The 20,594-nt window shown below is 35.5% G+C and carries 24 protein-coding genes, 1 tRNA gene and 1 pseudogene; 11 read left to right on the forward strand and 15 right to left on the reverse strand.

Annotation, left to right across the window (positions count from 1 at the left end; genetic code table 11):
• Positions 1-60 precede the first annotated feature (60 nt).
• On the forward strand, positions 61-2,355 hold the full coding sequence (locus J5U23_RS11695) for an STT3 domain-containing protein (protein WP_218266270.1): 2,295 nt from the start codon (positions 61-63) through the stop codon (positions 2,353-2,355).
• Here the strand turns inward: J5U23_RS11695 and J5U23_RS11700 are convergent.
• Genes J5U23_RS11700 through J5U23_RS11735 form a run of 8 tightly spaced genes read right to left on the reverse strand, consistent with a single transcriptional unit; the run spans position 2,345 to position 6,738 of the window.
• Positions 2,345-2,515, reverse strand: coding sequence for an RNA-protein complex protein Nop10 (locus J5U23_RS11700; protein ID WP_218266271.1), 171 nt, complete (start codon positions 2,513-2,515; stop codon positions 2,345-2,347). The two genes, J5U23_RS11695 and J5U23_RS11700, sit on opposite strands and share 11 nt — an antisense overlap.
• Positions 2,512-3,312 carry a translation initiation factor IF-2 subunit alpha gene (locus J5U23_RS11705; protein WP_218258370.1) on the reverse strand — a complete coding sequence of 267 codons (801 nt, stop codon included), beginning with the start codon at positions 3,310-3,312 and terminating at the stop codon, positions 2,512-2,514. The genes J5U23_RS11700 and J5U23_RS11705 overlap by 4 nt, the downstream gene beginning before the upstream one ends.
• A 2-nt stretch (positions 3,313-3,314) precedes the next feature.
• Positions 3,315-3,512, reverse strand: a complete 198-nt coding sequence (locus tag J5U23_RS11710; RefSeq protein WP_218258371.1) for a 30S ribosomal protein S27e — start codon at positions 3,510-3,512, stop codon at positions 3,315-3,317.
• Positions 3,512-3,799, reverse strand: a complete 288-nt coding sequence (locus tag J5U23_RS11715) for a 50S ribosomal protein L44e (protein ID WP_009989178.1) — start codon at positions 3,797-3,799, stop codon at positions 3,512-3,514. Before J5U23_RS11715 ends, J5U23_RS11710 begins: the two co-directional genes overlap by 1 nt.
• Positions 3,796-4,251 carry a hypothetical protein gene (locus J5U23_RS11720; RefSeq protein WP_218266272.1) on the reverse strand — a complete coding sequence of 152 codons (456 nt, stop codon included), beginning with the start codon at positions 4,249-4,251 and terminating at the stop codon, positions 3,796-3,798. The genes J5U23_RS11715 and J5U23_RS11720 overlap by 4 nt, the downstream gene beginning before the upstream one ends.
• Positions 4,241-5,233: a DNA primase small subunit PriS gene (gene priS, locus J5U23_RS11725; RefSeq protein ID WP_218266273.1), complete on the reverse strand. Its 993-nt coding sequence runs from the start codon at positions 5,231-5,233 to the stop codon at positions 4,241-4,243. Before priS ends, J5U23_RS11720 begins: the two co-directional genes overlap by 11 nt.
• Positions 5,199-5,936: a DNA polymerase sliding clamp gene (locus J5U23_RS11730; RefSeq protein ID WP_218266274.1), complete on the reverse strand. Its 738-nt coding sequence runs from the start codon at positions 5,934-5,936 to the stop codon at positions 5,199-5,201. The genes priS and J5U23_RS11730 overlap by 35 nt, the downstream gene beginning before the upstream one ends.
• Positions 5,937-5,970: 34 nt before the next feature.
• Entirely contained in the window at positions 5,971-6,738 is a 768-nt protein-coding gene (locus tag J5U23_RS11735; protein WP_218258375.1) for an ATP/GTP-binding protein, read from the reverse strand.
• A gap of 54 nt (positions 6,739-6,792) precedes the next feature.
• On the opposite strand from J5U23_RS11735, the gene prs reads away from it, so the two are divergent.
• Genes prs through rnz form a run of 3 tightly spaced genes read left to right on the forward strand, consistent with a single transcriptional unit; the run spans position 6,793 to position 9,475 of the window.
• Positions 6,793-7,668, forward strand: coding sequence for a ribose-phosphate diphosphokinase (gene prs / locus J5U23_RS11740; protein ID WP_218258376.1), 876 nt, complete (start codon positions 6,793-6,795; stop codon positions 7,666-7,668).
• Complete coding sequence (locus J5U23_RS11745; protein WP_218266275.1) at positions 7,665-8,603, forward strand: TRM11 family SAM-dependent methyltransferase; 939 nt, start codon at positions 7,665-7,667, stop codon at positions 8,601-8,603. Before prs ends, J5U23_RS11745 begins: the two co-directional genes overlap by 4 nt.
• A complete protein-coding gene (rnz, locus tag J5U23_RS11750; protein ID WP_218258378.1) occupies positions 8,600-9,475 on the forward strand; it encodes a ribonuclease Z in 876 nt (291 codons plus the stop codon). Before J5U23_RS11745 ends, rnz begins: the two co-directional genes overlap by 4 nt.
• Here the strand turns inward: rnz and J5U23_RS11755 are convergent, their stop codons facing one another.
• Together J5U23_RS11755 and J5U23_RS11760 are read right to left on the reverse strand one after the other, a co-directional pair.
• Entirely contained in the window at positions 9,476-9,913 is a 438-nt protein-coding gene (locus J5U23_RS11755) for an RNA-binding domain-containing protein (protein ID WP_218258379.1), read from the reverse strand.
• The gene (locus J5U23_RS11760; protein ID WP_218258380.1) at positions 9,906-10,472 is read right to left on the reverse strand and encodes an AAA family ATPase; all 567 of its coding nucleotides are present in this window, start codon (positions 10,470-10,472) and stop codon (positions 9,906-9,908) included. The genes J5U23_RS11755 and J5U23_RS11760 overlap by 8 nt, the downstream gene beginning before the upstream one ends.
• Before the next feature lie 18 nt (positions 10,473-10,490).
• On the opposite strand from J5U23_RS11760, the gene thpR reads away from it, so the two are divergent.
• From thpR to J5U23_RS11775, 3 genes are read left to right on the forward strand one after another with little or no spacing between them, the layout of a single operon-like run.
• Entirely contained in the window at positions 10,491-11,075 is a 585-nt protein-coding gene (thpR, locus tag J5U23_RS11765) for an RNA 2',3'-cyclic phosphodiesterase (RefSeq protein WP_218266276.1), read from the forward strand.
• Positions 11,035-12,273, forward strand: coding sequence for a CCA tRNA nucleotidyltransferase (gene cca, locus J5U23_RS11770; RefSeq protein WP_218266277.1), 1,239 nt, complete (start codon positions 11,035-11,037; stop codon positions 12,271-12,273). The genes thpR and cca overlap by 41 nt, the downstream gene beginning before the upstream one ends.
• Positions 12,261-12,860, forward strand: coding sequence for an RIO1 family regulatory kinase/ATPase domain-containing protein (locus J5U23_RS11775; protein WP_218266278.1), 600 nt, complete (start codon positions 12,261-12,263; stop codon positions 12,858-12,860). The genes cca and J5U23_RS11775 overlap by 13 nt, the downstream gene beginning before the upstream one ends.
• Here J5U23_RS11775 and J5U23_RS11780 read toward each other — a convergent pair.
• Positions 12,843-13,067 carry a hypothetical protein gene (locus J5U23_RS11780; RefSeq protein ID WP_218267546.1) on the reverse strand — a complete coding sequence of 75 codons (225 nt, stop codon included), beginning with the start codon at positions 13,065-13,067 and terminating at the stop codon, positions 12,843-12,845. The two genes, J5U23_RS11775 and J5U23_RS11780, sit on opposite strands and share 18 nt — an antisense overlap.
• 169 nt (positions 13,068-13,236) lie before the next feature.
• Here J5U23_RS11780 and J5U23_RS11785 point away from each other — a divergent pair.
• Positions 13,237-13,333, forward strand: a tRNA-Pro gene (locus J5U23_RS11785).
• 28 nt (positions 13,334-13,361) lie between these two features.
• On the opposite strand, the pseudogene J5U23_RS16170 reads toward J5U23_RS11785, so the two are convergent.
• Positions 13,362-13,514, reverse strand: a pseudogene (locus J5U23_RS16170) (putative integrase); the annotation flags it as partial.
• 390 nt (positions 13,515-13,904) lie between these two features.
• On the opposite strand from J5U23_RS16170, the gene J5U23_RS11795 reads away from it, so the two are divergent.
• The 3 genes from J5U23_RS11795 to J5U23_RS11805 all read left to right on the forward strand — a co-directional run bounded on the left by J5U23_RS11795 (position 13,905) and on the right by J5U23_RS11805 (position 16,188).
• The gene (locus J5U23_RS11795; RefSeq protein WP_244988793.1) at positions 13,905-14,309 is read left to right on the forward strand and encodes a hypothetical protein; all 405 of its coding nucleotides are present in this window, start codon (positions 13,905-13,907) and stop codon (positions 14,307-14,309) included.
• 186 nt (positions 14,310-14,495) lie between these two features.
• Positions 14,496-15,581 (forward strand): hypothetical protein, encoded by a 1,086-nt coding sequence (locus J5U23_RS11800; RefSeq protein ID WP_218266279.1) that lies wholly within the window; start codon positions 14,496-14,498, stop codon positions 15,579-15,581.
• Positions 15,574-16,188: an ABC transporter ATP-binding protein gene (locus J5U23_RS11805; RefSeq protein WP_218258386.1), complete on the forward strand. Its 615-nt coding sequence runs from the start codon at positions 15,574-15,576 to the stop codon at positions 16,186-16,188. Before J5U23_RS11800 ends, J5U23_RS11805 begins: the two co-directional genes overlap by 8 nt.
• A 209-nt stretch (positions 16,189-16,397) precedes the next feature.
• Here the strand turns inward: J5U23_RS11805 and J5U23_RS11810 are convergent, their stop codons facing one another.
• The 3 genes from J5U23_RS11810 to J5U23_RS11820 are packed head-to-tail and all read right to left on the reverse strand — an operon-like array spanning position 16,398 to position 20,528.
• Entirely contained in the window at positions 16,398-18,572 is a 2,175-nt protein-coding gene (locus tag J5U23_RS11810) for a fibronectin type III domain-containing protein (protein WP_218266280.1), read from the reverse strand.
• Positions 18,573-18,595: 23 nt separating this feature from the next.
• Entirely contained in the window at positions 18,596-19,393 is a 798-nt protein-coding gene (locus J5U23_RS11815) for an ABC transporter permease (protein WP_218258388.1), read from the reverse strand.
• The gene (locus J5U23_RS11820; protein WP_218266281.1) at positions 19,368-20,528 is read right to left on the reverse strand and encodes an extracellular solute-binding protein; all 1,161 of its coding nucleotides are present in this window, start codon (positions 20,526-20,528) and stop codon (positions 19,368-19,370) included. Before J5U23_RS11820 ends, J5U23_RS11815 begins: the two co-directional genes overlap by 26 nt.
• Positions 20,529-20,594: the final 66 nt, after the last annotated feature.

Genomic DNA, 20,594 nt, shown 5'->3' on the forward strand with positions numbered 1-20,594 from the left:
ACTAAAACTGTATACTTGGAATAAGTTTAATAAATGTATAATACTTAATACACTACAGCCATGCAGTCAGTTAAGGGACTAAGAAGAGATTTACGGAAAACATCATTCATAGATTTACCCCTAATAGTAGGTCTTTCATTAGTTTCGATATTAATTAGAAGCCTAAGTGCTAATTGGCCTTTAGCAGTTAACGAATTCGATCCTTGGTATCTTTTCTATAATGCATTATTAATAGCTCAAGTTCATGGAAACTGGTACGCAGTACCTCCAGATGTATTAGGTTGGTTCCCATGGGGATACTTCATCGAATTGGGGAATACTATAGGTTTGCCCTTCTTAGTGGCATTAGCCTCATTGCCCTTTTATGGGACTTACGGAGCAAACGCAGTATATACGGTGGCAATATTTTCTGATATTTTATTAGCTGGACTAGGAGTCGTAGCATCATATCTTTCAATAGAATCCATAACTAATAGCAGATTAGCTGGTTATATGGCAGCTGCAATAATCGCAGTTTCTCCTGCCTTAACATATAAGAACTTGTTAGGTGGTCTTCCTAAGACATCTTGGGGTGCAGTGTTTATCCTATTTGCAATTTTCCTCTTTAATCAAGGCTTAAAGAAGAAGAACATCTGGTATGGTGTACCTGCAGGCGTTGTATTATTTTTAGCTGAGATCTCTTGGGGAGGTTATACATATATTGACTTAAGTTTGCTCGTGGCAGCGTTTTTACTAATTCTGCTAAATAGGAATGATGAGACTACTGCAAACTTGTACACACTAATGGTAGTCGTAACTTCATTTCTAACTTCACTAGCCCCAAATAACATAGGTTTTATGTCTGGATTGGCGCACGGCCTATCACTACTCTTAATTTCAGCAGTTCTTTATTTAGACTTATATTTATCTAAAACACTTCCTAAAGAAATCGTAGACTCAAGAAATTTAATAGTTATCGCGGTACTAATCTTCATATTCACTATAGGGTTATCCGGATTATCTATATTAAGACCTACATCAGCACCAATACCCTCGAGGTACTACGCCATAATAAACCCGTTTTATCAAGTTACGATACCGATAGATAAGACAGTAGCAGAGTATATTCCCCAACCGATAACTGCAATGATACAAGATTTCGGAATAGCACTATTTTTGTCAGTCATAGGGATGTATTACTTGATAAGAAAAGGAAACCTAGTAGGTTTATGGTTACTGGTATTGGGAGTTGCTAGCATATTTGGCACATCACAACAGCCCTACCTATTTAACTACACAGCATATATGGTAGCTGCATTGGGAGGTTTAGGAGTCTATTATATTGTAGACAACCTGCTAAAAGGAGTTAAAAATGGAAGCAGTAGTAAAATATTGGTAGCCTTTTTCTTGGCAATCGTAGGAATATCCTTAGTGGCGGATGCTGGATTAGCAACACTAGCAAGCAATGAACCTCCAGCAATAACTAATGCTGCTACAAGCTTCTTAACAACTAACTATTCTTGGGTATCTGCAGCGAATTGGATAAGAACCCATTCGCCACAGCATGCGTTTGTGTTATCTTGGTGGGATTACGGATATTGGCTAGAAGTCTTAACAAATAGGAGCGTTATAGATGAAAATAATACGCTTAATGGTACACAAATTAAACTAATGGCGGAAATGTTCTTGAACAATGAGACTTTCGCCGCAAATGTGCTAGAAAACGATTTTCATCTGTATCCTTATGGTAGTCCAAACTATACTATACCGGTTTATATAGTAGCATATGACGCTGTTACTCTAGTATATTCTGGTAACCAAGCACAATGGTACGTAGGATACCCACCTAGTTTACCTGGTGCATTCTTTGGATATACAACAAGTTTAGGAGATATTGGAAAAGCTATGGGAGCAATGACAACAATAGCGGGGTATCCTCTAGAAGAGTACATAAACCTAACTGAATTAAACAATACAATAACACAAATAATTAATACCTATGCAACTACCAATCCAACTATTGCCCAAGCCTTAGCTTCACAAGTTTCACAAGCTGAACCGTTTGCGTGGACTCCAAAGGCTTATAACTCACTTATAGTACAAATGTTCATTGAGAGTCTGTATCAAGTAGGATATGGACAACCAATAGCTCCATTTACAACTCAAATAGTTCCTAGCAGTTCTGGATATGTTATAACTGGATCACCATTACCACGTGTTCAGCTAATGTACTTCCAACCTGCATATATAGCGCTATTCCCGGTAGGAAATGGAGGTGCTGGAGGAGTTCCCTACACTACTTATATAATGGTCATGGTGTACCAGTTTACACAACCTGGTGTTATACTAAAACCTACAGTAGTAATTAACAGTTAAGCTTTACTCCTTTTTTTAATTCAATTCTATATTTTACGTATTTGTCTTCTGGAGAAAATCTAGATGGATGAGGAATCGTAGTCTTAGAGCCGCATAAAGGGCAAATATCTTTAAAAGTGTAAGTATTGTCTTTTGGACATTTCTTCATTTTCCACTTCATTTCTTGACCACACTTATATCTACGTTTTCCTCTTTTCCTATCTTAATTAAATTAGATATAATCTGATTTAGTGCCTCTGAGGCCTCTTTTGGATTAGTTCCTATTACATCAACTCTATACCTAGGGGCTCCAATAGTATATATCTTAACATTCAATATACTCTCGTAGTCTTGTTCTATATTTTCTAAGGCTTTTGATATTACTTCTTTAATTTTTTCAACTCCTAATGGCTCATTAGTCCTAACTGTTATAAGTCCTGACATTTTCACCTTTTTTTCTTCTGCATGCTTTGAAGCCTCTTCCAGTAATGGCTTAATCCAAATTTCCGGAACTCCTGCGTCCATTAGTATCTTTTCTCCTTCCTTAACGGCCTTCTCAATTGCTGAAATAGGGTCACCGTACTTAGCCTCTAATTTCCACGCTACTTGCTCCCACGCATCTTTCTCACTTAATTTTAGTTGTTGTGATACCAGTTCCAAAATTTTATCTAATCTTTGAATTTTCTTCCATTGCAGATTCTTCTTTCTTCTCTCGTCATCAGTAACCTTCTTTAATGATACATCTACAGTACCTTTCCTCCTATCAACTCTAATTACCTTTACCACAACTTTCCTATTTTCCTTTAGAACATCTCTTATGTTCTTAACCCACTTGCTACTTACTTCACTCCAAGGTAAAAAGGCCTGTAAACCACCATATTCATCCAAGGTAACGTAACTACCATAATCAAAAACTTGTTTTACAGTTGCGATTAAAATTTCCCCTTCTGAGGGGATTTTGGTTCTACTGTAAATCATCTTTAACCCATTATTCTAACTACTTCTCCAACTATTTTTGCTTTACCACCAACAGAGTAGACCAACTCAGTCCCACAACTCAAACATCTGACTGGAAATGTAGAGTGACTAAATATTGTTTGTTCATTACCACAGTTTGGACACTTTACTCTGAGAAATCTACTTTTTGGTTCTGGAATTAGGATTCTTAATTTCCTCATCACTTAGCCACCTCTACTAATTCTAACTTCTTTACTCTAATTCCCTCTTTTACTATAGTATAGCCACACTTAGAACACTTCAATACTAATGTTTGCTTCTTTGTAACTTTTGCAAATCTCTTCTGCTCTGGTTTTCTTTTACTTCCATATCCAATATTCTTTCTTTCATATCTTCTCTGCCCTTCAGCTAGATTCCTTCTTTTACCGCTCTTATATAGTGATACAGAGTGATCTGTATGAGTCTTACACTTCGGACAATATGTACTAATGACCTTAGGGACTTTCATAACTGTTCTTCAATATCTATTTTATAGGGAGTTAAATAACTTGCTATTATTAATGGTACGGCTTCTCTCATAGGTAAAACTAAAACATCTCCTTCATCAACCTTATGGTTATTATAAATTAGTGGTTTCTGCACTATGCAATAGATCTTGTCATTATAAATTATATATCTGCCAATTAACAACTCAACATAAAATTGCTTTAATGACTTAAAAATATTAAAAATAAATTCATCAAATCCCTTGCTAACCTTTCCCTCTAGGATCTTCGACAATCTAAGCTCAAATAATGATTCAGCCAGTTCTGAAAGAAGTTTCAATTCCTCCTTTCTGATTTCGGCACTAGCGAAAGTTTTAGACTTTTTAATAAGAGTCATGTATTTGATTATCTCCTCTAGCTTAATTTCAGTAATTTCTTCCTCTGATAACTCCTTTCTAACCAATTCATCTAACATAAGCTTTTACCTCACCCAAATTCTTCAAATGTAGGTAAATCCCAATACTAGATTCAATCTTAATTGGCACTCCCCTATTTAACTTAATATTCCTGCTTAAAACTTCAGTTTCTATACTAATATAGGGCAAAAATATTGTATAGCCCGTAAAGGGAGACAAAGCCTCGTTAAACTCAAAATCATCTAAATTAGTTACCTCTTTTACAATCAATCCGGATTTCCCATGTAATGAATTGGGGATCCTAATTAGCCTCTTAACGTCAATGGTAACTTGCTCATCGATAGTAACCCCATTTATACCGCGATTTTTTCTCCCCACCCATCCTGGAGCGTTTTCACTACCACCAGGATAGCCTGGAACGCCTAGACCCATAACGTATTCAGCAATTTCCTTTCTTTCATCAGAATCTAAAAGTGCACAATCGCCATAGCAGTCAACTTGCACGTGAAAACCTCTATTTCCAGAAAAGTAAACCTTAGGTTTTAATCCGAAATCGTCCTCAAGAATCTCAACCAGATTTCTAGCCTCTTCTAAACCCCTTTTTATACACTCACTTGTCATCTCAACATACTCTAAAGTCTCCACGTTATCTCTCTCACATTTCTCAGAAGTAATGGTATTACCACAAACTGGGCAAAACCTAATCGATCTTAGTTTACATATATGATCGGCATCTATATCAAACAACAAATCTGACCCCATCCAAGCCTTCTCTTCCATGTCTCTAGCACTTGGTAATTGATATCTTGCAGAGGAGTAAAATAGATGAAGTGGCAAATTTCTGTTAACTAGGTAGTCCCTTAATTCCTCACTGGAAGAGAAGGAGAGATGCCTTATGTACGTGTCTGAGCCAAAAGGTTGGAGGGCAAACTCCCTTAATTCCATGTCATTTGGCAATACCAATTCCGCGTTTAAATAGTAGTTCCTAAAAAAGCTCTTAATTAAATTACTCTGCCCTTGGTGCAATGTAAAAGTCCCCATATCCTTCTTGCGGTAATTTAAATCTAAGTTTCAAAGGTATTTGAGAACCGAAATATAATTCCATTGAATCGGAAGCTCTTCTCATTTTAGTGGTATTCACAACGTATTCCATTCCATAACTACTATTGGCATCTGCACCCGAAGCTTCTAATAACGTCCCACTATCCGTTGACAACTCTACTCTTGAGGTGGCGAGGTCCCCAATAACTTCAAAATAAAGTTTATTCTCCTTGGAATATATATTCAAAACTTCACCTAAATCAGATAATTCGTCAATTATGTCCGCAAAAGTTACAGTAAGTAGTTGTGCCTTAAATGGAAACTCTAAATTAACTGAAGGTGGCTGTGTGGTTTCAACTTGAATTAATGGAAGTTCAAAAGATCTAGTGAATTCTCCATCAAAAGTAAGTGTTAACTTGGATTCGTTCGAAGAGAGTATTAACGTATCGTCCTTTAATACGCGTTTTAGCACGTCATTTACGTCTTCTAACTTAAAACCTATTATTTCCTTATCCTGATTAACTTCAAATCCCTCAAAGTAACTCGACGGTAAAAATACGTCTAAAAAAACTACTCTTGAAGGGTCAATCCCGCTGACTCTTATACCCTCTTTAGTTACAATAAAGTTAGCTTCACTCAGAAAATCTCCCACAGTCCTCAAAATATAAGAGAATGAAACAGCATCAATTACCTTAGCTTTCATCAGTTATTTAATTACTCTATAGGACTAATAAAGCTTATAACTTTGGATTGGACTCCTCTGTCAAATAATCCTCCCCACCAGCTATTACTCTTTGAATTTCAGCATATAGTTCGTTAAAACCCTTACCCTCTTCTGATGATACGGGAATTAAGTTAGAAGACAAGCTTTCTATTAATAAATTAACTAACTCAAGGGAATACTCGTCCACCCTACCTAACTCATCAATCAAATTCTCAGCATTTTCCCCCCACGCTAATATCTGTTCTAGCTCCTTTTCTGTAAGAAGATCTACCTTATTAAGAACGTTTATAATGGGTAAGTCAAGCCTAAATTTTATGGAACTTGAAAGCAGGAGTAAGGATACAAAGCTTCTAGCTTCCTTAGCAAGAAAAGAATCTAGAAGAAATAGCCCTAATGCCTTATTACTTCCCCTAATTAGCTGAGAAATTAACTTACCAGTCTCCCTATACGCGAATAATTCTATTTGTCCCGGAGTATCAACTAATACGTAATTAGCCTCAATTTGGTCAATTTCTGACTTAATCTCTGCTGCCCTGGTTAAAATTAAATCAATAGATGCTATTAAACTAGAATTAGGCCCTAAATGATAGTTTTGCATCACCTCGTAAGCATCAACGTAATCCCTAACATCGAAATCGGGAGTATATGGTAACTGTTCAACTGCTGGATCTAGGTTTATCACAGCAGTATCCATCTCTTGATCAAGTAAATAATCTTGCAAATTTTTTGTCAGAGTCGTCTTCCCCGATCCTGCGGTTCCAAGTATAAAAACGTAGTACATATCTCTTTTCACTCAGCTTTTAATCTTAAAAACTTCCCCTTAAAGATAATAATAATGATAATAATAGGTGGAACAGCCACAAATGGAATAGATGAAAGTTTATCAAAAATATTATCCATACCTTTAGTAAAAGTGGAAAGTAAGATATTCCCAGATGGGGAGTCCTACATAAGAGTACCCTCTTCAATTAGAAATGAAGAAGTATTATTGGTACAAACAACAGACTATCCCCAGGATAAACATCTAATAGAATTATTCCTAATTGCAGAAACCATCAGAGATCTAGGAGCTAAGAAACTAACTGCCATAGTCCCATACTTAGCATATAGTAGACAAGATAGAAGATTCAAAGATGGAGAAGCAGTTAGCATAAAGACGATATTACATATACTCGGTGAAGTAGGAGTTAACGGTTTAGTGGTAGTAGAGCCACATAAACCAGAAGAACTATCATACTTTAAAGGAGAACTTAAAATAGTTCATCCTTATCACCAAATTTCGAGAAAAATAAAGGAAATCGTTGAAGACCCATTCATATTGGCACCGGATAGAGGAGCGTTAGATAGAGCCAGAAAAATCGCCGAAGAAATTAGTGCTCAATACTCTTATATCGAAAAGGAAAGGGATAGGACAACGGGTGAAGTTAGAATAAAAGAGGCACCAAACATAAACCTAAAAGGGAAAGATGTGGTTCTCATAGATGATATAATTAGTACTGGTGGTACCATAGTACAAGCTACACGTTTAGCCTATTCCTTAGGTGCTAGAAGCGTTACAGCTGTAGCAGTACACCTATTACTAGTAGGAGATGCAAAAGAGAGGCTAAGAGAGGCGGGAGTGAAGACGTTGATAGGAACCAATACCATTAATGTAAAGGACAAAGATATAATAACCATAGACGTCTCACAATCAATAGCACTAAGCTTATGAAAACCTACGCTGTATTAAAAGGGAACAATTATTTTTTGTCATTAGCTGAATTGAAAGCTATGCTTAATGACGATAATGCTGAGATTAACTACTTCACTGGAGTAGCAGTATTTGAAGGAAATAAGGGAGATATAGCTAAAAGGTCAGCCAGGATAAAAAGAAGTGGCGAACTTATATATATCTCAGATGATCCGAAAAAAATTAATGAGATATTAAGAGGAGGATGTTTCTGGATAAAGGAAGACGTGATAATGGGCTCTCAAAAGGATAATTTAAACGCAATAAACCACGAGATAAAACGAGGAGTAAAAGTGTCGAAAGAATGTGAGAAAATTGACATAATATTAACTGACGGAGTGATTATATTGGGAAAAATAAAGGGGCAAATTGACTCTAAAAGCCTCCTTGAACATGAGAAGAAACCGTTTTCTCAATCGGGTACAATGAGTCCCGAGACTTCAAGATTACTTGTAAACCTTTCTAGACCTAAAAAGGAAGTACTAGATCCTTTCGTCGGTACTGGGTCAATACTGATTGAAGCTAGATGGTTAAACTATGACTGTATTGGAAGTGACTTAGATAAAACAATGCTACAAAAAACTAAGACAAACCTAAATTATTTCAACTATGATTGTAATTTATTATTTTCCTCCGCAACTAATTTACCATTTCACCATATAACTTCAATAGCAACAGATCCCCCATATGGTAGATCAACTAAAAATAAAGGTGCAGAGTTAATGCAACTCTATGAGGAATTCTTTTCCTCAGCGTCGGAAACATTAACAAAAAGCGGATTTCTAGCCTTCGCAACAGATTCAAGATTCAATTTTATAGACAAATTAAAGGAAAATAGTTTTATTATAAAAGGATTACATTACTTATACTCACATAAGAGTTTAACAAGGGCAATTTACGTGGTGCAGAAAAAGTGATTCAAATATTCTTTTTAGGGACAGGTGCAGGTTCCCCTTCTAAAAAGAGGAAATTACCAGCATTCTTGGTAAGAAGAGAAGGCTTAAACATTTTATTGGATTGTGGAGAAGGAACACAATATACATTAATGAATAATAAATTAGGAATAAATTCAATAAAAATTATAGGAATAACTCACATGCATGGAGATCATGTATTTGGATTACTAGGAGTAATTGCAAGCATGGGTCTCCTAGATAGAAAGGAGACACTATACATTCTCGGTCCGAGAGACCTTAAGGATTTCCTCTACACGTCCTTTGAATACTCTAAATTTAATCCTTCATTCAAAATCGAATTTATAGATAATTACAATGATCAGAATATTACAATATCTACATTTAAAACATGCCATACCGTAGAGTCCCAAGGGTATTTAATTTCAGAAAGGGATAGAGTGAAAATAGACGAAGAAAAACTAGAAAAGGAAAAAATAAAGGACTGGAGGGTAATGAGAAAACTAAAAGAAGGAAAAACAGTGGAATATAATGGAAAGTTGTTAAAACCAGAGGATTATTTAGTGATAAAGAGGGGATTAAAAGTAGCCTATACTGGTGATACTATGCCTTGCCAATCAGTAATAGAGTCCGTTAAAGGTGTTGATCTCTTAATTCACGATTCAACGTTCTTAAATGAGCCTTCAGCCTACACGTATGGTCATTCAAATATTGCAGATGCCGCTAAAGTCGCTTTAGAAGCCTCGGTGAAGCTATTGGCCTTAACTCACATAAGTCCCAGATATGAGGATGTAACTGAACACTTAAAAGTGGCTAGGAGAATTTTCCCTAAATCAATTTTACCGGATGACTTATCTTACATAACTCTTAAGTAGTCAAACATCTGGTGGAATAGGATTATCCCAAAGAGGTACACCATGAGCCGTCCTTGGAGCTAACCAGTCGACTACTTCTTTTGGATTTTGATATTCTATATAAAATTTAATTGCGCCTAATGGAGATTCCTTATCACTATCAACAAAACTTAGAACCCCAACTGCTGCAGCTTGTTTATGTATCATAAAAGCTATTGTGTTACCCTCTATTCCCTTCATCAAGTATTTCCTAGCGGAATCCAAAATTCGTTCATTCCTTAATACTCTATGAAATTTTAGTAAGCTTTTAAGCGTTCTAGCTTCTAGAACTAAAATATCAATAATTCCTTCCTTCCTTGTATTAATTTTCTCAAAATCAAAGAAGTTTGAAATTGCTGAAAGAACCTTATTTACGTCCTCTGAAGGTCTAACCTCTGCGACTACCATAACTTTAACCATTTTTTAACACTCTATCTATCACTTCTTCACTGCGTCTCTTAAATTCCTCGTAGTTTGAATCATTAGTTATGATATAATCTGCCATAGCTATTACTTCCCCGATACCCAATTTCAATTCCTCCCTATCCCTTCTCATCAACTCAGAAATTTCCTTAGAATCATCACTCCTCAACCTCTCAATCATCCTCTTATATCTTATCTTAGGCGGAGAGTGAACTGCCACAATGTAAACACTGTCACCTAAAAGTCTTTTAAACTCCTCAACTTCTGCCAAACTCCTCACGCCATCAAAAGCTACTAGATCATAGTTACTAGTGCCCAATTCCTCAACACAAAGCCTTGCAACTACACCGTCTCCATAAATTTCCCTTAACCTCTTTGCAAAATCCATTAACCTCTCTCCAGGTTTAGCCTCAATGGAATATCTCTTCCTTACTACATCACTCATCACTATAACCTTTGCCCCCATTTCCTTTAATAGCTTTGCAAATTCACTTTTTCCAGATCCTGGCATTCCAGTAATTAGAATGACTTTAATTGTGACCACCAAATAACTCATTATAGAGGTTTAAAAATTATGAGGCTCTTTATAGGCATAGAAGTACCGCAATCCCCAAAACTGCTTGAAATATTCGAGATAGTAAAAAATGCAACAACTGACATAAAATTGGTCGAACCATATAACATTCATATTACACTATTATTCCTAGGCGAAGTTAGAGATGACAGAGTAGAAGAAGTGAAAGATTCAATGAGCGGATTAAAATTCAATAAATTTAAAGTTACACTAAAAGGTTTAGGGGCATTTCCAAATTTAGCAAGACCAAGAGTGGTTTGGATTGGAATTGTCGAGGGTCAACAACAGCTTAGACAGATTAGATCTTATATACTTAACGAGCTATTAAAGCGAAAAATAAGACCAGAAGACGATAAGGATTTCTCACCACATTTAACAATTGGCAGGATAAAAAGCTACAACTCCATTAGCAACCTCATAAATACGATTAATGAGAATATGAACGTGGATATTGGAACCTTTGAAGTTAATAATGTTGTTCTTTTTAAAAGCACGTTAACTCCAAAAGGTCCAATATATGATAAACTGTTTGAAGTGAGTTCAATTGATAGAGGAGGAAGTACTGAAGATAATAAAACCCACTGAAGAAGACAAAAAAGGAATAGAAAAAGTATTGGAAATCATTAGGGAAAGGTTAAACAAATTAGATTTCGAGGTTGAGGGGTCATTTAGAAAAGGAACTTGGCTAAGACAAGATACAGATGTAGACGTTTTCGTGTTTTATCCTAAAGATGTTGGAAAAGAATATCTAGAAAGAAATGCTCTAAACGATATTATTAACAGAATAAAAGATCTAGATTATACTTTAGCATACGCTGAACATCCATATGTGATAGTCAATATAAATAACGTAGAAGTAGATATAGTCCCAGCATTGAGAGTGGAAAGCGGAGATAGAGCAATAACTGCAGTAGATAGAACACCATTCCATACGAAATACGTTACTTCCCATTTGGATGAGAGAGGAAAGGATGAGGTTAGGCTACTCAAGAGATTCATGAAAGGAATAGGCGTTTACGGGGCTGAATTGAAAGTACAAGGATTCTCTGGATACGCAACAGAACTTCTAGTCATATATTATGGAAGTTTTAGAAAAGTTCTAGAAGCAGCATCTAAGTGGAAGCATCCAATAAAAATAGAATTAACGAAACCAATGAGAGCGTTTTCTGAGCCATTGATTATCCCAGACCCAGTGGATCCTAGAAGAAATGTAACAGCTGCAGTTTCACTAAAGAACATAGCGACGTTCTCTGTTGCAGCAAAATATTACCTCAAGAATCCTTCTATGGAGTTCTTCTTTCCATCAAAAAAAGTAGAGGAAAAAATTAAGGGGGACGTGCTGATTTTGAGACTTAATTTGGACGAGAAGAGCTCAGAGGATATCATATGGGGTCAGATAAAGAGAAGTGTAAACAAAATAGAGAGAGCGTTAAAGCAATCTGGTTTTAGAGTAATCGATATACAAGCATGGGGAGATACAAGTAATATTGTTATTGCAGTACAACTGGAAAGTAAGAACATTGGACAATACTATCTAAATATTGGACCACAGTACTACTCAGAAACCATAGACGATTTCATCCAGAAAAACGATAACATATGGGTTGGGGAAGATGGGAGATTGTACTCTATAAAAGAGAGAAAGGAATACAATGCAGAAGCCATAGCCAAAAAGAATATAGTTCTAAAGGTGAAGTATAATATCGAGAGTTATTGGCTACAAAACACGGAAGATCAGCAAATAATGAAATTCTTGAGGAAAACTCCAACTTGGTTAAAATAAGCTCTTTCATTTACCCTACTTATTCCAAAGAAGTTGAGGAAGAACTAAAAAAGGCAGGTTTTGATTATGCATACTCATTTGGCCAAAAAAACTTGGGGAAGTTAAGGGTACTGGGGAAAGGAAAAACTGGAATAGTAGTATTAGTTGAGCCACGTAAAGTCCTAAAAATAAGGAGAACGGATGCTCCCAAAGAAACCTTAGAAATTGAAGCAAAATTTCAAATCCAGGCTGGAGAGGAAGTAGCTCCAAGAGTTTACGATTACGGTAAGAACTTCATTTTAATGGAGTATATACGCGGTAGAAATTTAACTAAAAATGAGAGAAGAGAAACAATTATTGATTTACTAAAGAGGGCTAAAATCCTTGAAGAGAAGCTCATAGAGCATAAAGAATTGAGCAGACCGTGGAAAAACGTAATGATTACGAATAACAGAACGTATATCATTGATTACGATTCCGCTACAATAAAAGAGAAGCCCAGAAATGTTACAAAACTACTTTCAAACTATCTAAATAAGCGTGACTTGGGGATCAAATATTCCAAATCTGAAATAACCTTTGACCAGCTGTTATCTCAGTTGTTCTAAAACCATAACTTTCGTTACCTTCTTTTTAAGATTTATCTTTATGTCATCCAAAGTCGGAGTGCCTAACTCATGTCCACATCTAGGGCATCTGCCTCCGAATATTGATTTAATCTCTGAAGGAGTCCTCACACCATAGAAATCTTGTCCAACCTTTTCAAACTTATGTAATATTGTTCCACAATTCCTGCAAACGTATTTTATCGGAATTGATGACCACCTATTAACAAGTATTTACACCATTTAATATAGCACAAACTACTGTGATACCCGTTATACAAACGTGTCAAATAGGGAGAGAGAGTAGACCGAAAGTAAAAGTATTATGTGAGTATTAGAAACGAGTTAATTTTTAAACCCTCCCTCTATCTTTATTAGAGGGGCCGTAGTCTAGCTTGGACTAGGATGCCAGCCTGGGGATACTTCCCTAACCACCAGAGCGCTGGTGGTCCCGGGTTCAAATCCCGGCGGCCCCATTATATTAGGGAGATAGCCAAAAATCCCACTATTTTCTTTCAATTTTGCATAAGTTTCGACTACGTCAGCTAAAGGACCAACGTAAGTTTCCTTTACCTCACCGTTTATCGTTTCCAACTTATAGACATAATACCGCCCTTTTCTTTCCCTCAATATATAATCTCCATATTTATAGCGCATCTTATCTTTCGTCAACTTTTCGCCCCGTATTATGATTGCCAAAACCGACTTATAAGCATTGGCAACCCGTTAATTTTTGCCGTCAAAACACGTTGAGTTGAAAGAAGACAGTTAAGATTCATAGTGTAGTTATTATTAACCTATAAATTCGAGGATCAGACATTTTTCCCGCAAGCTAAGGGCAATGGCAATAGAGTACTTGATTATGTCCTAAATATTCATATTAGGAAAAATAAATAGATTACTGGTAGCACTATGAAATACAAAGCATCTATAATATCTATATCCAAGACTAGATTTATAAAGATAAGCTTCTGGCTTTTAAATCTATCTTATTAAGTATTACGAGAGTTAAAAAAAGTTATAAATTATGAGTTAATATAGTGATATATGATGAGAAAAAATTTAGTTTTAAAAACTATAATACTATTGGCTATAATAGTACCTATAATCTCTATAGTCACATTAGCTTTTGAGAATAATCCTTATTTTGCATGGTCTAGTGGAAGTGCTGCTATAGGCTCTACAGCATATGGCATGGGAAGTATAGAAGTTTGCCCAGATAATGTAGGTCCAGTACCCGTACCTACAGCTTCAATCAATTTCGCTGTTGTTACTAACTACAGTATTAACGGAGTAGTAATGCCTAAACTCCAAATAACTGGAGAAATAGGTGGTATTCCTCCAGTTAATGTAGTAGCTGTTAACTGGGGTAACGTTAAAGTATGGGCTGCTGCGTATTATTCGATATGGTTTATTACATCACCTGAAACTATTGGATACTACGTAGCATAACCCATTCCATCTAACACAAACTTGATAGGGCAGGTGGATTATGGAGCAGCAGGAGCGATAAATCTTAATATAACACCATGGTGGGCTCGTTCAATATCATTAGGTTCAGGATCTCCGTATTCTTATCAAACATTATCAATAACTTAATTTTTTCTACAATATGATTAAACATATTAGGTGTCTAATATGCTCAAACATATTTTTAAACAATTCTTAACAAGAGGTAGTATAAGAGATTTAGCAATATTTTTATTAATTCTTTTATTATTTCTTCCAATCTTGCACCTTTTCTTTTTTTCCTTATTTAGCGCCATATCTATATATCAGGTTAGAGCAACAAGCTATAGTAATCTGTCCGTAGTGAGTATGGCCAGTAATAACGATACTTTAGTAATAAATCAGTTAGAAAAGCTCTTCGGTAATACCTCTTTAGCACCTTTCGGATACATTTATATAGGGACTGGACATGGTGGAGCTACAGTTGAGGCTATTGCAATAAATAATTTAAGTTTGGCCAAGAAAATATTTCCTATTTCCTCTATGGTCGCGCTAGGTAAATATCCAGAATATGGAGTGTATTTGGTAGCTGGTAAAATGAATCAGCTTAATCTTCAGCTAGGTGATAACGTTAGTGTATATATAGGAAAAAGTATTATAAGTTTAAGAGTTGTCGGAATATTGTATAACGCGTTCTTTTCTGCAGATGGATTTGCTATCTTACCTTTAACTAATGTAAGCTATACTATAGCTTCACTAGGTAATGCTATAATTCTTAAAGATAATTACACTGCTTTAAATGAATTCAAAGCTTTCTTATCTAATACAAAATACGATGGTTTACCGCTTTCGGACTGGTATTCTATAAATCGATTTGGTTTCTCGTTTACATTTTCGTATTTTCAGATTAATTCATTGAGGACTGCCTCAGAAATAATCGAAACCATTTACATTCTAGTTTCATTATTCCTTATATTTAGAATTAGAAGTAGATTTTCAAATGTTCTAGCACTATTCATAATTAATGGGGTTAACGAGAAGAGAAGTTTCAAGCTACTAGTATTACCGTTTCTAGTAATAGGCATAATTCCATGTATAGTATATATGGCTTATTATTATTTATACGATGTCTACTGGTATTCCTTATCGGTCGCCTATCCATTCATAGCTGGACTAATTGGATTATTAGTATCTTCTATTTTAATTGAATACTATACGGTGTTTTCTGCTTACAGTAATCAGCATAAATTCCTAAAGGTGAGGAGTATTGAGTGAAATTGTTAAAGTAGATGTTTTTAAGAAATTTAAAAATTTTGAACTAAAAGTAAATTTCAGTGTAAATGAAGGAGAGAAAGTTTTAATTCAAGGTCCAAACGGCTCTGGCAAGACTACTTTACTATATCTAATTTATGGCGTGTTAAACCCAGATTCTGGATACGTAAGGGTATTTAATAAGAATCCAACTGTAGAGCTAAGGAAAAGTGAAATGTATATGCTAGAGGAATATTTAATTTTTCTAGAAAATATTAGTTTACAAGAGAACTTAGACTTCATAACATCATTAAGGTATTTCAATATAAATAAAACACATGAGCTAATTAATAAATTCGATTTGCCTCTTTATAAAAAACCTTACCAACTAAGTTCTGGTCAGAGAAGGTTATTTAAGCTAGCTTTAGCCTTCTCTTCCGAGGCGAAATTATTATTACTTGATGAACCCACATCTAATTTGGACATAGAAAATTCTAAAGTGGTCAAGGATATGATAAGGGAGTATAGCGGTACAATAATTTTTGCTTCTCATGATATTCTGCTCAAAGAATCATGTAATAAGACAATATATTTAAGAACAGGAAAAATAGAGAGAATTGAGATCAAATAGTATATAAAATTTAGTTTTTTATTATCTACTTTTAATTTGAGGAAAATAGTGACATGATATATTTATTATATCATGAAATACATAATTATCAGGAGACGTTGTCCAAGATGATAAGAACGGAATTCATGGATGAAACCAATTTACGATGTTGTAAAGATTCTTCTATATCACTGATGATCCCAGCTTCAAAATCTTGTTGGTCCCATTATTTACCAATCAAATCCACTGCTCCTATTTCTTGTAATAATAGCAATGCTCAACAAAATCATTACAGCCAGTAATATGATAACAATACTTTGACCTAAACTTAAACTATTACCATTGCCTGATACTGCCGAAGCGATCTTGCTGACAATGGTAACATTAACAACCTTCATCTTAACCACAGTAACGTAATCACCTGTATAGTGAATTACAGCAATGCCAGGAGGTGAAGAACCAGCTGGATTCACACCGATAACTTTTACCAAATAAGTACCATTACTAATATTAGTTACAACATTGTTACTTGGCCCTTCATAAACGAGACTATTATTAACATAAACGAGATAAGTGATTACGTTTGGTTCGTCATTCCAGCTGATGTATAAATTATTTCCAAATCCCACTAGCGAGACTTGTGGAGAGACCGGAGGTAAATAATAAACTATTTGGTAAACGTATTTGGAAACCCCAGCTGAGTTTGCGGCTATTATTATTAGCGTATAATTACCTTGAGGAACTCTAAACAAATAGCTATTACCCTTTACACTTACAATCTGAGAAATTAAGTTACCATTGGGATTATACAGTTCCAAACTTATATTGGCTGGAAAAGAAGTAGTCCAATTGACTAAAATCCCACTACCCAGCTTGGTTATAAATGCAAAAACGGTAGCCTTGGTAATGGGAACAACGGTAAGTACTAGGGGAGAGCTATTACCGAGTTTATTTGTAGCGTAAATGAAAACGTTATAAGTCACGTTTGGAGTCAGATTACTTATTGTCAAACTAGTACTATTAACAAAATGTGAACTAACCATTGAATTCTCGTTCTTAACAATAATGTAATAACCAAGTATAGGGTACCCACCAGAAAATGTTGGAGGCAACCAACTTAACGTAACGTTATCGTTTCCGTAATTCACAGAAACGAGTTGTGGAGGATTAGGAACTGAAGCTGGGATTAACGCGACTATACTTGATGGAGATGAATAGCCAATAGAATTATAAGCTAAAACCTCAAAGTAGTACGTCACGCCGTCTTTCAGTCCAGTTACAGTGTAACTAGTAACGTTACCAACGTTAATTGAACTGTTGAATCCCATGTTATTCCAATATATTATCTCATAACCGCTAGCTAGCCTGACTGGATTCCAGCCTAAGGTAACTGAACCATTTCCTGCAGAATAAGATGTTATCTTAGGAGGAAGAGGTGGAAAGTTGAACGTAACCAACTGTAGAGCTGAAACATCACTTAATGAACTACCAATGCCTCCTGCAAGATACAGCATATTTCCTACTTGTACGTAACCAGCGGCATAAACTGGGACGGGAAGATAACCAACTCTTTGCAAATTACCATTATAGTAGGCAAGGATTGCGTTATTAACTCCACCAGAACCTGCAGTATAAATATAACCACCTACAATAAACAAAACACCCCTATAATAGGCTAAGGCACTATCGTGAATCCAGTAGGGAAGAACCCCATTAAGAATAGTCCAATTATTATTTTGGGGACTATAAATCAATATGTCATTGGTATAGGCACTATATCCAATGTAACCACTAACTATTATCAAGGAAGTCCCATTAAATACATAACCACCTCCATATGTAGGAACTGGCATGTAACCTATTATCCTCCAACTATCGTTATTGGGATAGAACAATCTAATTGCATTAGAAGGTGGAAAATAAAGGCCAGCTGGACTAGTGGTGTTCTCTCCACCAATAACGTAAATCGCATTATTATAAACAAATATGTAAGGTGAGTATGCTGGGAGTGGCATTTCACTTACGATAACCCAAGAATTACCGTTAAGTTTAAGAACGTAAGGATTTATCCCAGTGTTATTATAACCACCCATAACATAAATTGTGTTATTATAGACGACTGCTGAAGGTGAAACTAAACTAAAAGGCAAACTAGGCCCGATATTCCATGTGCCATTGGAGTATATCCAAACTTGATTTGAATATGAATCCCCACCTATGATATATAAGCTACCTTGATAGTATACTACTGCTACATGGGAATTTGCGTAAGGCAATGATGCCAAATAACTTACATTCACGGAAAATGATGGTGAAGAGGCATGAAGAGATATTCCTTGTAATAATAATAGAGAGAATAGAAATAGTATTAATGGCGACCGTTTTTTCATATTACCATACTTCATTACTTAATAATTTAAAAGGATTTTCATGTCTTATAGAAGAGATGGTTAACTATCCTACTTGTAACTATTAGTATAAGGGAGAAAAGGAGAAGAGTAGCTGAGGCACTTATTGAAGCGTTAAAATACGTTTCGTATTCATTATAAATATATACTGAAGCCACATACGCGTTGTTAAACAACCAGCCAGTAACATAAGGTGCAACTATTACCACAGATCCAAATTCACTTATAGCTCTAGCAATAGAAGTTAGCCCAGCAGATACTATCCCCCTAATTGAAAGAGGGAAAACTACGGAAGTAAATGCCTTGAATTCGGAAGCACCTAAACTCATGGCATATATTTCATAGGACCTTGGAAGAGACTCGAAGAAATTCTGCATCGAACGAATATAGATAGGAGTAGAAACAATAATCAAAGCCAACAATAAGCCAGTATAAGTGTAGTAAAAAATAATACCATGAGAGTAAAGGAAAGCACCTAGAGGATTAGTGGGACTATCAATGAAAATTAAAGCAATGCCAACTAGGGGATGCGGTATAGATGCTGGCAAATCGACTAAAGTCTCAATAATTGGATTCCTATGTCTTGATAAATAATATGCCAAGGGAGTAAAGATAAGAACAATTATTACAATGGAAAGGGCTGAAGCAAAAAACGATAAACCTATTGACGAAAGTAAAGAGCTACTGAACGCGACTGATTTAACAAAAAACGGACCATAGCCGTAAAATAGCAAATAGAGAGTTGGTAAAGCTAAAAGGAGAGATAGAAAAAAGGATATGGCTTGTAGGGTATTAAACTTCAGAGAAATTACCCGCATACTTCAACTCACCAGATTTTAACAAGTTCAATATAGGCTGCGGAATATTACTAGTTTCATTATACAATAAAGCTGGTTTTATTGGAACTACATTAAACTTGGTAAGTTGAGATTCATGACTCAATACGAAGCTAATAAACTGGTATGCAGTTTGTGTATTCGAAGCGTTTAATGGAACGGTAATGTATAAGTAAACTGGATTTCCATGAATTGTTAATGTTTGACCATTTACACTTATATTATAAGCAAATTGACTGTACCATGTAGTCTCATTCGCATAATAGCCAAAACTTAACCAAGGAGGTAGTTTTAGATATTGCAATCCTTGAGATACAGCATAGGAAACATAAGAGAATGTGAAGTCTAAAGTACCCGCCTTTAAGGGCGCTACATAGTTAGCTGTACTAGGGGCTACCTTGACATTTGGATTCGCTTTAACAAGATCCACAAAGTAGCTTATATTATGATTAGCATATAAATAACTTGCCATTTGAAGTATCAAATACGCATATAATCCCTCTGGGTCAGTGTTAGGATTAGCAATTCCCAGACTGAACTTGGTGGTCAACAAGTAGAAGAAATTGTACCAATATTTAGTATTGTTGGTCTCCATAGCCATGGTGTAATTGGAGTATAATTGGGACCAATAAGGAGATTTGGTAGTGTAGTTAGAGTAAACTATTGTCATCTGATCTGATAGAAAAGCTATAGCCCAACCGGGATTCCTACTACCAGTTAACTCAACAGCTTGAATATAGGCAACTGGAATGAAAACACTCGCTGGAACTGGAGTCTGGGAAGCTATTTGTGAAGCTAATGCGAAGGAGCCACTACCTACAACATGAACTGGAATTCCAGTAGCGTTCTGGAATTGGCCAGCTAGGTAGTTGAGAATTGCAAGATAAGCACCCGCTACGAAGACTGTAATACCTTGAGATGAAGTAATATTAGTAGATGAAGATATCCTAATACTAGATAGGGAAGAACTAGTTGTAGTTGATGAAGATGAAGTAGTTATAGAATTAGGTGGATGATTACTTAAATAATATCCTACAACCCCAGCTACCACTGCGATTATAATAATAATTACTATCACGATAGCTTGAACTCTAGTTAACCCTTTATTTAACGGCATATGTATAGTCAGTAATATTTCCGATAATAAATTTTTCTCTAATAAAATAACCTAACATTTTTAAGT

Origin of the sequence: Saccharolobus shibatae B12 (assembly GCF_019175345.1) — an archaeon.
GTDB lineage: Archaea > Thermoproteota > Thermoprotei_A > Sulfolobales > Sulfolobaceae > Saccharolobus > Saccharolobus shibatae.

Excerpts from the sequence above, each read along its gene's own strand:
- J5U23_RS11695 (WP_218266270.1), top strand. The coding sequence starts at position 61 with ATGCAGTCAGTTAAGGGACTAAGAAGAGATTTACGGAAAACATCATTC.
- J5U23_RS11700 (WP_218266271.1), bottom strand. The coding sequence starts at position 2,515 with ATGAAGTGGAAAATGAAGAAATGTCCAAAAGACAATACTTACACTTTT.
- J5U23_RS11705 (WP_218258370.1), bottom strand. The coding sequence starts at position 3,312 with ATGATTTACAGTAGAACCAAAATCCCCTCAGAAGGGGAAATTTTAATC.
- J5U23_RS11710 (WP_218258371.1), bottom strand. The coding sequence starts at position 3,512 with ATGAGGAAATTAAGAATCCTAATTCCAGAACCAAAAAGTAGATTTCTC.
- J5U23_RS11715 (WP_009989178.1), bottom strand. The coding sequence starts at position 3,799 with ATGAAAGTCCCTAAGGTCATTAGTACATATTGTCCGAAGTGTAAGACT.
- J5U23_RS11720 (WP_218266272.1), bottom strand. The coding sequence starts at position 4,251 with ATGTTAGATGAATTGGTTAGAAAGGAGTTATCAGAGGAAGAAATTACT.
- priS (WP_218266273.1), bottom strand. The coding sequence starts at position 5,233 with ATGGGGACTTTTACATTGCACCAAGGGCAGAGTAATTTAATTAAGAGC.
- J5U23_RS11730 (WP_218266274.1), bottom strand. The coding sequence starts at position 5,936 with ATGAAAGCTAAGGTAATTGATGCTGTTTCATTCTCTTATATTTTGAGG.
- J5U23_RS11735 (WP_218258375.1), bottom strand. The coding sequence starts at position 6,738 with ATGTACTACGTTTTTATACTTGGAACCGCAGGATCGGGGAAGACGACT.
- prs (WP_218258376.1), top strand. The coding sequence starts at position 6,793 with ATGATAATAATAGGTGGAACAGCCACAAATGGAATAGATGAAAGTTTA.
- J5U23_RS11745 (WP_218266275.1), top strand. The coding sequence starts at position 7,665 with ATGAAAACCTACGCTGTATTAAAAGGGAACAATTATTTTTTGTCATTA.
- J5U23_RS11755 (WP_218258379.1), bottom strand. The coding sequence starts at position 9,913 with ATGGTTAAAGTTATGGTAGTCGCAGAGGTTAGACCTTCAGAGGACGTA.
- J5U23_RS11760 (WP_218258380.1), bottom strand. The coding sequence starts at position 10,472 with ATGAGTTATTTGGTGGTCACAATTAAAGTCATTCTAATTACTGGAATG.
- thpR (WP_218266276.1), top strand. The coding sequence starts at position 10,491 with ATGAGGCTCTTTATAGGCATAGAAGTACCGCAATCCCCAAAACTGCTT.
- J5U23_RS11795 (WP_244988793.1), top strand. The coding sequence starts at position 13,905 with ATGATGAGAAAAAATTTAGTTTTAAAAACTATAATACTATTGGCTATA.
- J5U23_RS11800 (WP_218266279.1), top strand. The coding sequence starts at position 14,496 with ATGCTCAAACATATTTTTAAACAATTCTTAACAAGAGGTAGTATAAGA.
- J5U23_RS11810 (WP_218266280.1), bottom strand. The coding sequence starts at position 18,572 with ATGAAGTATGGTAATATGAAAAAACGGTCGCCATTAATACTATTTCTA.
- J5U23_RS11815 (WP_218258388.1), bottom strand. The coding sequence starts at position 19,393 with ATGCGGGTAATTTCTCTGAAGTTTAATACCCTACAAGCCATATCCTTT.
- J5U23_RS11820 (WP_218266281.1), bottom strand. The coding sequence starts at position 20,528 with ATGCCGTTAAATAAAGGGTTAACTAGAGTTCAAGCTATCGTGATAGTA.